General features: G+C 71.9%; 9 protein-coding genes and 3 pseudogenes. 7 read left to right on the top strand and 5 right to left on the bottom strand.

What is annotated here, in order from left to right:
• Positions 1-156 precede the first annotated feature (156 nt).
• Entirely contained in the window at positions 157-1,053 is an 897-nt protein-coding gene (locus ABZ281_RS18145) for a glycosyltransferase (protein ID WP_356656608.1), read from the top strand.
• A 268-nt stretch (positions 1,054-1,321) separates the two neighbouring features.
• On the opposite strand, the pseudogene ABZ281_RS18140 reads toward ABZ281_RS18145, so the two are convergent.
• Positions 1,322-1,729: pseudogene (locus ABZ281_RS18140) on the bottom strand (GNAT family N-acetyltransferase); the annotation flags it as partial.
• Between the two features lie 7 nt (positions 1,730-1,736).
• On the bottom strand, positions 1,737-2,375 hold the full coding sequence (locus tag ABZ281_RS18135) for a nucleoside/nucleotide kinase family protein (protein ID WP_356656606.1): 639 nt from the start codon (positions 2,373-2,375) through the stop codon (positions 1,737-1,739).
• 118 nt (positions 2,376-2,493) lie between these two features.
• Between ABZ281_RS18135 and ABZ281_RS18130 the strand changes: the two genes are divergently transcribed.
• From ABZ281_RS18130 to ABZ281_RS18110, 5 genes and pseudogenes are all read left to right on the top strand, one after another.
• On the top strand, positions 2,494-3,231 hold the full coding sequence (locus ABZ281_RS18130) for a beta-phosphoglucomutase family hydrolase (protein ID WP_356656604.1): 738 nt from the start codon (positions 2,494-2,496) through the stop codon (positions 3,229-3,231).
• On the top strand, positions 3,228-5,582 hold the full coding sequence (locus ABZ281_RS18125; protein ID WP_356656602.1) for a glycosyl hydrolase family 65 protein: 2,355 nt from the start codon (positions 3,228-3,230) through the stop codon (positions 5,580-5,582). Before ABZ281_RS18130 ends, ABZ281_RS18125 begins: the two co-directional genes overlap by 4 nt.
• A gap of 102 nt (positions 5,583-5,684) precedes the next feature.
• The gene (locus ABZ281_RS18120) at positions 5,685-7,163 is read left to right on the top strand and encodes a hypothetical protein (protein ID WP_356656600.1); all 1,479 of its coding nucleotides are present in this window, start codon (positions 5,685-5,687) and stop codon (positions 7,161-7,163) included.
• Positions 7,164-7,240: 77 nt separating this feature from the next.
• Positions 7,241-7,495: pseudogene (locus ABZ281_RS18115) on the top strand (proteasome subunit beta); the annotation flags it as partial.
• A gap of 3 nt (positions 7,496-7,498) precedes the next feature.
• Positions 7,499-7,949: pseudogene (locus ABZ281_RS18110) on the top strand (HoxN/HupN/NixA family nickel/cobalt transporter); the annotation flags it as partial.
• On the opposite strand, the gene ABZ281_RS18105 reads toward ABZ281_RS18110, so the two are convergent.
• From ABZ281_RS18105 to ABZ281_RS18095, 3 genes are read right to left on the bottom strand one after another with little or no spacing between them, the layout of a single operon-like run.
• On the bottom strand, positions 7,939-8,121 hold the full coding sequence (locus tag ABZ281_RS18105; RefSeq protein WP_356656598.1) for a hypothetical protein: 183 nt from the start codon (positions 8,119-8,121) through the stop codon (positions 7,939-7,941). The pseudogene ABZ281_RS18110 and the gene ABZ281_RS18105 sit on opposite strands and share 11 nt — an antisense overlap.
• A 35-nt stretch (positions 8,122-8,156) precedes the next feature.
• Positions 8,157-9,128, bottom strand: coding sequence for a hypothetical protein (locus ABZ281_RS18100; protein ID WP_356656596.1), 972 nt, complete (start codon positions 9,126-9,128; stop codon positions 8,157-8,159).
• 11 nt (positions 9,129-9,139) lie between these two features.
• Entirely contained in the window at positions 9,140-10,609 is a 1,470-nt protein-coding gene (locus ABZ281_RS18095) for an APC family permease (protein ID WP_356656594.1), read from the bottom strand.
• A 391-nt stretch (positions 10,610-11,000) separates the two neighbouring features.
• On the opposite strand from ABZ281_RS18095, the gene ABZ281_RS18090 reads away from it, so the two are divergent.
• On the top strand, positions 11,001-11,507 hold the full coding sequence (locus ABZ281_RS18090) for a DUF5709 domain-containing protein (RefSeq protein ID WP_356656592.1): 507 nt from the start codon (positions 11,001-11,003) through the stop codon (positions 11,505-11,507).
• The last annotated feature ends 46 nt before the right edge of the window (positions 11,508-11,553 follow it).

The following is an 11,553-nucleotide window of genomic DNA, read 5'->3' as shown; positions in this document are numbered from 1 at the left end:
CCGCACCCGCGACCTGGCCGCCGATGCCCGCCACGACCCGACGGCCCGGCAGGCCCTGCGCCAGACGCTCACGCGACTGCCGGCCGCCCTGCGCGCCCGCCGCGCCCTGCCCCCGCACCTGGAACGGGCCGCCCGCATGCTGGACGGAGCACAGCCATGACCGACCCCCGCACCACCGTCGTCGTCATCACCCACAACCGCCGGCCCGAGCTGCTGCGCACCCTCGACCACCTCGCCGACCTCCCCGAACAGCCGCAGGTGATCGTCGTCGACAACGCCTCCACCGACGGCACCGCCGACGCGGTCTCCCGCCACCACCCGCGGGTACGGCTGCTGTGTCCCGGCCGAAACCTCGGCGCCGTCGGCCGCAACCTCGCCGTCCGCGAGGTCCGCACGCCCTACGTGGCGTTCTGCGACGACGACTCCTGGTGGAGCCCCGGCGCACTGTCCGGCGCTGCCGACCTGCTCGACCGGTACCCGGCACTCGCCACCGTCACGGCCCGCATCCTGGTCGAACCAGGAAGCACCGAGGACCCGATCAACGAGGAACTGCGCAACTCACCCGTGCCCGCTCCGGACTGGCTGCCCGGACCGGCGCTGGGCTCCTTCCTGGCCGCCGCCACAGTCCTGCGCACCGACGCCTTCCGCACCGCCGGCGGCTTCCACCCCCGGCTGTGGCTGGGCGGAGAGGAAGAACTGCTCGCCGTAGACCTCGCGGCGAACGGCTGGTGGCTCACCTACGCCGAGCACCTGACGGCCCATCACCAACCTTCGGTGGCACGGGACTCGACGCTGCGCCGGGCGCACGGCATCCGCAACACACTCTGGTTCACCTGGCTGCGCCGCCCGGTCGGACCCGCGCTGCGCCGCACCGTGTACCTGGCCCGCACGGTCCCCCGCGACACCGTGTCTCTACGGGCCTTCGCGGAGGCCGCGACCGCTGTGCCATGGGTACTGCGCGAGCGCCGGGTGCTGCCGACGGAGGTCGAGGCACGGATGCGGGTCCTGGAGGAGGCGCAGCAGCGCTCGGCAGCCCGCCGCTATGTGGGCTGATGGTGATCACCTCCTGCGAACGGGTGTCCCACGTCCCCTGGGGGGCAAGCGCTCAAGGCTCCGTCCAGCGACACAGCAACCGGAACGCCGCGTACAGCGTCACGGGCCAGACAGCGGCGAACGCCCAGATCACGCCGGGTTCGGAGGTGCTGACGCCGGACACCATGAGTCCGACGGACACCGCGAGCAGCAGGGCGACGCCCCACGGGCGCGGCGTGTAGGACACCAGGCGGTACAGCCTCGGCCTGCGGCTCCACCGGCTCAGCCTGACCCCGAGCGACGTGTAGAAGCCGATCGCCGGGGTGTTCCGGGCGAGGACCCACCACTCGAAGCGGTCGTACCCGTTGCGCCGGCAGGTCGCTGCGAGGGCGGCGAGCAGGGCCTTGCCGTACCCCGTGCCCCGGGCGTGCGGACGCACGTAGAGGTCCTCCAGGTGCATGCCGCGCGTGCCCGTCCAGGTCGAGAAGCGCGGGAACCACAGGGCGAAGCCCACGACCTCACCCGTGCCGTCGTCCTCGGCGATCAGCGCGAAGGAGGCCGGGTGCTCCCCGAACAGCGCCCCGCGCAGCTGCTCCTCGGTGGCCCGGGCCTGCTCCACGGCCCCTTCGTACGCGGCGAGTTCGCGGATCATCGTGCGGATCTCGGGGATGTCGTTCATGGTGGCGGACCTGATCATGGGCAGATCATGCCGTGCCGGACACCACCAGGTCCGCCCGCCCCCGGCTCGCCGCGACCAGTTCGGCGTTGCGCTCGTCCGAGCGCGACACCCAGGCCACCGCCTCCTCGTGCGTCTTGCCGAACTCCTCGTGGCGGGCGACCAGCCGGCGAACCCGCTCGCGCTCGGGCAGCTCGCAGAACCACACCTCGTCGAGGAGGGGGCGGATGCGCGCCCAGGCGCCGGTGCCCAGGAGAAGGTAGTTGCCCTCGGTGATGACCAGACGGGCCGTCGGCGGCACCGGGATCGCGCCCGCGAGCGGCTGCTCGAGGACCCGTTCGAAACCGGGCGCGTAGACGATGTCGTCGCCGGGACCGTCGCGCAGCCGCCACAGCAGGGCCGCGTACCCGGCCGCGTCGAACGTGTCGGGCGCGCCCTTGCGGTCCCGGCGGCCGAGGCGCTCCAGTTCGGCGTCGGCGAGGTGGAAGCCGTCCATGGGGACGTGCGCGACCCAGGGGTCACCGGTGCCGTTCAACTCCCGTACCAGGCGCCCGGCGAGCGTCGACTTGCCCGCGCCGGGGCTGCCCGCGATGCCGAGGATCGCGCGCCGGCCGCCCCGCGGGAGGGCCCGGGCACGGAGGACGAGGTCGTCGAAAGTGAGCGGCACGGAGAGAGTCTGCCACCCGGGACCGGGCTCGAACACCGGGCGCCTCGCACCCCTCGCGCCCCCGGCGTGTGGCGTGCGCCACTCACTGGAACATCTCCGGGTGGGGAACCGGTCCTGTATGACGCAGCTCGGTCTCCCCGAAGACATCCACGCCTGCCTGTTCGACCTCGACGGAGTCGTCACCAAGACGGCCGTCGTGCACGCGGCCGCCTGGAAGGAGATGTTCGACGCCTTCCTGCGCGCGCGGGACGGCGCGGAGTACCGGCCGTTCGAAGCGGCGGACTACGACGAGTACGTCGACGGGCGGCCACGCGCCGACGGGGTGCGCACCTTCCTCGCCTCCCGCGGCATCGACCTGCCGGACGGCGGCCCGGACGACCCACCGGGAGCCGAGACCGTGCACGGACTCGGCAACCGCAAGAACGAGCTGGTCCTCGAGAAGATCCGCACCGACGGCGTCGAGGCCTACGACGGCACCCTGCGCTACCTGGAGGCCGTCCGCGCGCACGGGCTCAGCACGGCGATCGTATCCTCCAGCGCCAACTGCCGTGACGTACTCCGCTCGATCGACGCCGAGCACTTGTTCGACGTACGGATCGACGGCGTCGTCGCCGCGGAGCGCAGACTGCCCGGCAAGCCGCACCCCGACACGTTCCTGGCCGCCGCCGAGGAGCTCGGCGTCGCCCCCTCCGAAGCGGCCGTCTTCGAGGACGCCCTGGCCGGCATGGACGCGGGCCGCACGGGCCGCTTCGGATACGTCGTCGGCGTCGACCGGGTCGGGCAGACCGACGCGCTGTACCGGCACGGCGCCGACGTCGTGGTGAAGGACCTCGCCGAACTGGGGGAGACCGAGTGATCACGCAGCGGGCGTACAACGTCGAGCCCTGGACCGTACGCGAGACGGAGCTCAACCTCGACGTCCTGGCGCAGAGCGAGTCGGTCTTCGCCCTGTCCAACGGCCACATCGGCTGGCGCGGCAACTTCGACGAGGGTGAACCGCACGGCCTGTCCGGCTCCTACCTCAACGGCGTCCACGAACTGCATCCGCTGCCCTACGCCGAGGCCGGTTACGGCTACCCGGAGTCCGGCCAGACCTCCATCAACGTCACCAACGGCAAGGTGCTGCGCCTCCTGGTCGACGACGAGCCGTTCGACCTGCGCTACGGGCGGCTCGTCACCCACGAGCGGACCCTCGACCTGCGGCGGGGCGTCCTGGAACGGGTCTGCGAATGGACCTCACCGGCCGGCTCGACCGTCCGGGTCCGCTCCACGCGCCTGGTGTCCCTCACCCAGCGCGCGATAGCCGCCGTCGCCTACGAGGTGGAACCCGTCGACAGCCGGACCCGCGTGGTTCTCCAGTCGGAACTCGTCACCAACGAGAGCCTGCCCGAGCCGGACGGCGACCCGCGCGCCGCCAAGGCGCTGAAGTCGCCGCTGGAACCGGAGGAGGACCTCGCCACGGGCAGCCGACTGCGCCTGGTCCACCGCACGCGCCGCAGCGGCCTGCGGGTCGCCGTGGCCGCCGACCACACCGTCACCGGCCCCGAACGGACTACCACGAGCAGCGAGTCCAACGTGGACGTGGCCCGGCTGACCATCACCTCCGTGCTGGAGCCGGGGGAGCGGCTGCGCGTGGAGAAACTGGTCGCGCACGGCTGGTCCGGCGTCCGCTCCCGGCCCGCGATGAGCGACCAGGTCGAGGCGGCTCTGGCGGCGGCCGGGCACAGCGGCTGGCAGGGGCTCCTGGAGGACCAGCGGGCCTGCCTCGACGACTTCTGGGCTCGTGCCGACGTCGAGATCGACGGCGACGAGGAGATCCAGCAGGCCGTCCGCTTCGCCCTCTTCCACGTCCTCCAGGCCGGTGCCCGCGCCGAACGGCGCGCCATCCCCGCCAAGGGACTCACCGGCTCCGGCTACGACGGCCACGCCTTCTGGGACACCGAGGCGTTCGTCCTGCCGCTGCTGACGTACACCGCGCCGAAGTCCGCCGCCGAGGCCCTGCGCTGGCGCCTCGACACCCTGCCCGCCGCCCGGCGGCGCGCCGCCCAACTCGGTCTGCGGGGCGCCGCGTTCCCGTGGCGGACCATCGAGGGCTCGGAGGGCTCCGCCTACTGGCCGGCCGGCACGGCGGCCTTCCACGTCGGCGCCGACATCGCCGACGCCGTCGTGCGGTACGTGGCGGTCACCGGCGACGAGACCTTCGAACGCGAGGTCGGTGTGGAGCTGCTCGTGGAGACCGCACGCCTGTGGCGCTCCCTCGGCCACCACGACGACCGGGGCACCTTCCACATCGACGGCGTCACCGGACCGGACGAGTACAGCGCCATCGCCGACGACAACACGTACACCAACCTCATGGCCCGGGCGAACCTGCTGGCCGCCGCCGACGCCTGCAAACGTCACCCCGACGAGGCAGCGCGGCTCGGAGCCGACGAGGAGGAGCGGGCCGCCTGGCGGGACGCCGCCGAGGCCATGAACGTCCCCTTCAACGAGGAACTCGGCGTGCACGAGCAGCACGCCGGCTTCACCCGCTACCAGCGCTGGAACTTCGCCGGCACCGGACCGGACCAGTACCCGCTGATGCTCCACTTCCCCTACTTCGACCTGTACCGCAAACAGGTCATCAAGCAGGCGGACCTGGTGCTGGCGATGTACACCTGCGGCGCCTTCTTCGAGGAGTTCTTCGACGAGGAGCAGATCGCCCGCAACTTCGCCTACTACGAGCCGCTGACCGTCCGCGACTCCTCCCTGTCCGCCTGCGTCCAGGCCGTCATGGCCGCCCGGGCCGGCCATCTCGACCTGGCGAGCGACTACACGGCCGAGGCCGCGCTGATGGACCTCGGCGACCTGGAGCACAACACCCGCGACGGCCTGCACATCGCCTCGCTGGCCGGTACCTGGATGGCGCTGGTCGCCGGGTTCGGCGGCATGCGGTGCAGCGACGGCGCCCTGCGGTTCGCGCCCCGCCTGCCCGAGCGCTACAGCCGGCTCGCCTTCACCGTGGGCTTCCTCGACCGGTGGCTGCGCGTCGAACTGACCGCCGACCGGGCGACGTACACCCTGAACTCCGGCATGCCCCTGACCATCCGGCACCACGGCACCGAGCTGACGGTGAGCGAGGTCGCCCCCGTCTCCCGGCCCATCCCCGACCTGCCCCATCGTCCGGCCCCGAGCCAACCCCCGCACCGCGCCCCGAACGCCCGCTGACCCACTCCCCGGGTCAGGCACTTGGCCGAGTTCCGCCCTGCACGCCCACGCCCCGCGGGTTAGCTTGATCGTGTTATCGATCAACGGGGTAAGGGGCGGAACATGGCCGATGGCGCGAACGCCATCCTGGTACGACGGCGAAAACGCGAACAGACGCCCGGGCCGCGCACCACCCGCTGGACGCGCGGCAACCGCCCCTTAGCCGCCCTGGCCGCCGTCTTCACCCTCGCGCAGCTTGCCCTGGTCCGGCCCGTCCTGGGCCTCGGCTGGGACGAGATCGTGTACGTCAGCCAGGTCACCTCGCACCATCCCGCGGCGTTCTTCAGCGCCCCCCGTTCCCGAGGCGTCTCCCTGCTGGTCGCGCCCGTCGCGTCCTGGTCGCCGTCCGTCCCCCTGCTGCGCGTCTACCTCGCCCTGCTGTCCGGACTCGCCCTCTACCTGGCCCTGCGCGCCTGGCGCGGCCTGTTCCCGGCCCGCGTCCTGGTCGTCGGCGGGGCCCTCTTCGCCTCCCTGTGGATGACGCTCTTCTACGGTCCGCAGGCCATGCCCAACTACTGGGTCGCGATCGGTGCCCTGGTCAGCGTCGGCTGCTTCCTGCGGATGCGGGCGGAACGTTCCTCCCTCAGGACTCTGTGGGGTCTCGCGGCGGGCGGCGCGCTCATGGCCTGGATGCGTCCCACCGACGCGGTCTATGTGGCCGTGCCGCTGCTCGTCCTCGCCCTGGTGCGCCGCCACTGGCGACTCCTGCTCGTCCTCGCGGCAGGCCTCGCGGCGGGCGCCGTGCCTTGGGTGATCGAGGCGTACCTGAGCCACGGGGGCCTGGGGGCGCGGCTGGCGGAGGCCTCCCGGATCCAGGGCGGACTGGGCTGGCACATCGCCGTCGACGACCAGCTGCGCAGCCTGGGCGGACGGGCCCTGTGCCGGCCCTGCACCGGCTCGATGCCCACCCCCCTGGTCACCTTCTGGTGGTTCACCCTGCCCGTCCTGGCCGCCCTCGGGCTGGCCGTCGCGGCCCGGGCCCGGCGCCTGGAACAGACCCTGGTCCCGCTGGCCTGCGCCACCACGGCCGCGCTGCCGTACCTCTTCATGATCGGCTACGCGGCCCCGCGCTTCCTCCAGCCGGCCTACGCGCTGCTCGCGATCCCGGTGGCGGACGCACTGTGGCATCTGGTCAGAGGCGCGGGCGGATCATGGCGCCCGGTGGCCGCCCCGCTGGTCGCGCTCGTCCTGGCCGGGCACCTCGCGGCGCAGCTCGCCGTTCTGGACGGTGCCGTGTCCCGCAACACCGAGAGCCGCCGAGACTGGGGCCGCACCGCCGACGCCCTGCACCGGCTCGGTGTCCGCCCGCCCTGCCTGCTCACCGGCCACGAGGCCATCCCGATCGGCTACTACACCGGCTGCTCCTCTGGAGCGACGTCCGGAAACAACGAGAACATCACCGTGGCCGGCGTCCGGCGCACCGCGGACCGTCTCCCGGTCGCCCACATCGCACCGGCCGGCGGCACCCCGCCCCGCTACGCCACCTCCTGGCCCGTCCACCGGATCTCGGACCTGGACGTCCGTGTCGCGCCGCGCCCCTGACGCCGTACGGCGCGTTTCCCGCCCGCCCCGGCTCAGGTAGGAGTCGGTTGACGGTCACGATCGAGGGGGGGGACGGCATGGCGGCGAGCGAACACGAGGGCAGGCTGGGGGAGGAGTTCTTCACACCGGGCTCCTCGTCCTTCACGGAGTTCCTGGCGGCCCACCGCCCCGAGCTGCTGAGCACCCGGCGGGTCCTTCCCGACGGTGTCCGCGCCGCGGGCGCCCCGCACGGCACGACCGTGCCGGCCCTCACCTACCGGGACGGCGTGCTCATCGCGGGCGACCGGCGGGCCACGATGGGCAACCTCATCGCCCAGCGTGACCTCGAGAAGGCCGCCACCGAGATCGCCCTGCTGGTCCTGGCCGGCTCCGGCGCCGCCTCCTGACTGCCCTGGTACGCGATCCTGTGCCTGCCCGTCCTGTTCGCCGCGGGGTTGTGCCTCCTGGACACCATCGACGGCTCGTTCATGAACTTCGCCTACGGCTGGGCCTTCTCCAAGCCGGTCCGCAAGGTCTACTACAACCTGACCATCACCGGCCTGTCCGTCGCCGTGGCCCTCCTCATCGGCACGGCCGAACTCCTCGGTCTCCTCGCCGAGCGGCTCGGCCTGCACGGCCCGTTCTGGGACTGGATCTCCGGCCTGGACCTCAACATCCTCGGCTACGCGGTCGTCGCCCTGTTCTTCGCCACCCGGGTGGTGGCGAAGAGTGGTGTGGCGGGCCGGGCGCATCGAGGAGAAGTGGTCGGGGGACCTGGCCGTGCCGGAGCGTGGCGTCAGTCCATGACGGCCATGGCGTAGGCGAGCGCCAGGATCACCGCAAGGCCGACGGCGGCCACCGCGAGCACGACCGCACCGAACAGACACGTCACCACGGACATCCCCATCCAGGCGACCCGGCGCGCGCGTTCGGCCTCCCGGACCACGTCGCCGTCCTCGTACCAGCCGTCATCAGCCATGCCACCCTCCCGGCGGGGAGACTGCAACCGGGCGCTCAGGCCCCCGGCCGCAGCTCCTTGTGCCACTTGGTGATCTGCTTCTCCGCATCGCCCGTGTACGACCACGGCGTGCGGGTCGCGCGGGACCCCAGCATGCCCAGCAGGATGCCCGCGATGTCCCTGGCACCCGCCGTGCAGGCCGCGTGGGCCAGGTAGTTGAAGTCGCGGAGTTCGGCGGGCGCGATCCCCGTCTCCGTCCGGCCCATGACCCAGCGCTGCCAGGTCCGCCGCAGATCACTCGCCGCACCGTCGTGGTTCCAGTGCTGTGAGAGGCCCACGGCGGAGTGCCTGCCCTGAGCCGCGGCCAGGGCGAAGCGGTACTCCTCGACCCGGGCGTACTGCACCAGCACCGGCAGCGGACAGCCGGGCGGTGCCACCCCGGCCGCGTCCCGGGCGAAGTCGTACATCAGGCCGTGCGTGCCGTGCCAGCGCGCCGAGTAGTAGTGCAGCACCTGGAGGTGCCCCTCGATGCTGTACGGGTCGCGCCCGTGCAACTCGTCCCACCAGCGCCCCAGTTCCTGCCGGCGGACCCCCGACGGGTACAGACGCGCCACCGAGATCAGCGACACCCACGGCGTCGGATCCTCCGGGTACGCCTCCGCCGCCGTCAGGCAGGCCAGCACCGCGGAGTCCACGCGATGCTGGTCGATCGGCACGCCACGCCCCGCCGCGATGGCCACGTTGAAGGTGCGGGCCGTCTCCGTCGCCGCCCGCAGCACCAGCGCGTCGGCGCTGGGCGCGTCCGCGGAGAGCCAGGACTCCACCGTCGAACTGCCCGCGCACACCTGCGCGAGCTGCCGTACGCGGTGGCCTCGGGCCGCCCAGTCGCGGCCGGTGGCGCCCAACAGGTCCCGCAGCCCCTGCCAGCGGCCGATGACGACGTCCTGACGGGCGGAGGTGAGATCGGAGTCCCCGCAGTCGGGGTCGAAGTCGGGAGTGAAACCACGTCTGAAACTGCCGCGCGCCATGGGAGTCCTCCTCAGAAGTCGGTGGAGAGACCCTCGTGGACGCGGGCGTGCGCGTCCTGTTCGTCGGGCACGTAGTCCGTCTCGACCGCGCGCGAGGCGTCCAGTTTCGCGGGCCGGTAGTAGTCGCTGCCCTGCCTCCAGTACCAGAGCATCGGGATCAGCCCGACCGCCAGCCCGCCGATGCCGATCGAGATCGCGGCGCTGCTCAGCTCGCCCAGCGACTCCATGAACACCCAGAACATGAACAGGGCGCCGCACAGCGGCCACAGGCCGCCGAAGAGGAAGTTGGCCGGGGACTTCAGCAGCATCTTCCGGTACGCGACGACCACCGCGAGTCCCGCGAGACCGTAGTAGACCGCGATCTGCAGACCGATCGCCGAGATGGCGTCGGAGAGGATGTCGCCCACCGAACCCAGGGCGTTGGAGGCGATGAACATCACCAGCGCCACCGACCCGACCACCACGATCGCCACCCAGGGCGTGTTCCACCGACGGTGCACCCGGCCCAGCGCCGACGGCATCGTACGGTCCCGTCCCATCGCGAACAACGAGCGCGTGACCTGGATCAGCGTCGTCTCCAGCGTGGCGATGGTGGACAGCATCACGGCCACGATCAGCAGCTTGCCGCCCCAGCCCGGCCACACCTCCTCACCGAGCACCGCCAGCACGTTCGCGTCGTTCTCCTCGATCTGCTTCGAGGACAGGATCACGTTTACCGCGATGGTGAACACCTCGAACAGCAGGAAGACGATGCCCACCCCGATCAGTCCCGCGAGGCCCGTCGTACGGCGGCTGTTGCGGGTCTCCTCGCTGAGGTTGCTGGTGACGTCCCAGCCCCAGTAGTAGAAGGCGGCGATGAGAGCGCCCGAGGCGAAGCCGGCCATGCCGTCGAAGTGGGAGAAGCCGAGCCAGGACCAGTCGAAGGCGCGGGCGTTGTCCGTGTGGAAGAAGGCGAGCACCGCGAACAGCGCCAGGATGACCAGCTCGACACCGGACATGATCATCTGTGCCCGCACCGTGAGCCGGGCGCCGCCCAGAACCACGCCCAGCATGACGACGAACCAGGCCGCGCCGACCACCGTGGACAGCGCGGTGCTGTCCGCGAGTGTGTCGTCGAAGAGCGCCAGCGTCATCGACCCGGCGGGCAGCGAACCGGCCACCATGAAGATCGTCGCCGAGATCACCAGCGCCCAGCCACTGATGAAGCCCAGGAACGGGTGGAGCGTGCGGCCCACCCACGAGTAGCTGGCACCCGCGTTGACGTCGATCCGGCCGAGGTAGCTGAACGCCAGCGCGATGCCCAGCATGGGTATCGCGCAGTACAGCAGAGCGGCCGGACTGGCCAGTCCCACCGAGCCCACCAGGACGGCGGTGGTCGCGGCCAGCGAGTACGCCGGTGCGCTGCCTGCGACGGCCATCACCACGGTGTCGAACGTGCTGAGGACGTTGGCCTGCAGCCCTCTGCCCCTGCTGTAGCTCATGGATGCGCTGCTTTCACTTGTGCACGACCGGAGGCGGGCAGGCCGTCCCGGAGTCGGGGGGCGGGGGTGGAGCTCGCCGCCGGACAGAGGTGGGTGGCCTCGGGCCCGGGAGCGATGAAAAAGGGGTGGTGGATGCCGTGTTGCCGCCGCGTCGGCAGTCGGTCACACCCTGTGTGCGAGTGATGATAGCCCCACTCCTTGACCTTTCAAGCTTGACCGGTGGGTAATGTGCGCGCACGGCCCGGGGTTTTGACTGCCGTCGGCCTGCGAGGCGTTCGGTTCGTCACCCCGGCCGCGGACATCCGCCGAGGTTAGAGACCGCGTAACGGGAAACGCGGAACGGACAGCACAGACGAACGAGTCGACGCAGCGCGACAGGGAGGCAGGAGTGATGGGCACGGAACCGACGCGCCCCGACCCGATGGCGGACGACGCGTACCAGCCCACCGGGACCAACGAGGAGCAGGAGGACGCCGCGCCGCTGGACCTGCAGGACGCCGTCGGCGAACGGACCTACGACGACACCCTCGACGAGGGCTACTCCCCGCCGGAGAAGCCCCTCGGCGTCACCAAACGCGGCACCACCGCCGAGGAGCAGCACGAGGGCGAGACCCTCGACGAACGGCTGGCGCAGGAGATCCCCGACGTGTCCGCGGAGCCGGTCGGGGACGGCGTGGGAGACACCCCGGACGGCGACGGCGAACCGGTGGACCCCGAAGCGGGCACCACCCGCGCCGGCCGCCTGGTCGCCCCGGACGAGGGCGCCCACGCCGACACCACGAAGGAGACCGTCGCATCCGACGTCGGCATCGACGGCGGAGCGGCCGGCGCGGAGGAGGCCGCCGTGCACGTGGTGGAGGACGACGACACCCTGCCCGAGGACGACGGCCGGGTGTGACCCGCCCGCCGGGCGTACCGAAGGCCACCGGACCGGACGCGAGAGC

Source organism: Streptomyces sp. NPDC006265, assembly GCF_040613555.1.
Lineage (GTDB): Bacteria > Actinomycetota > Actinomycetes > Streptomycetales > Streptomycetaceae > Streptomyces.
The sequence above is the reverse complement of the archived record's forward strand: the minus strand, read 5'-3'. Positions and strand labels throughout refer to the sequence as shown.

Bases quoted from the DNA above. Each gene is read 5' to 3' on its own strand.
- ABZ281_RS18130 (WP_356656604.1), top strand. From the start codon at position 2,494: ATGACGCAGCTCGGTCTCCCCGAAGACATCCACGCCTGCCTGTTCGAC.
- ABZ281_RS18095 (WP_356656594.1), bottom strand. From the start codon at position 10,609: ATGAGCTACAGCAGGGGCAGAGGGCTGCAGGCCAACGTCCTCAGCACG.
- ABZ281_RS18105 (WP_356656598.1), bottom strand. From the start codon at position 8,121: ATGGCTGATGACGGCTGGTACGAGGACGGCGACGTGGTCCGGGAGGCC.
- ABZ281_RS18145 (WP_356656608.1), top strand. From the start codon at position 157: ATGACCGACCCCCGCACCACCGTCGTCGTCATCACCCACAACCGCCGG.
- ABZ281_RS18120 (WP_356656600.1), top strand. From the start codon at position 5,685: ATGGCCGATGGCGCGAACGCCATCCTGGTACGACGGCGAAAACGCGAA.
- ABZ281_RS18100 (WP_356656596.1), bottom strand. From the start codon at position 9,128: ATGGCGCGCGGCAGTTTCAGACGTGGTTTCACTCCCGACTTCGACCCC.
- ABZ281_RS18090 (WP_356656592.1), top strand. From the start codon at position 11,001: ATGGGCACGGAACCGACGCGCCCCGACCCGATGGCGGACGACGCGTAC.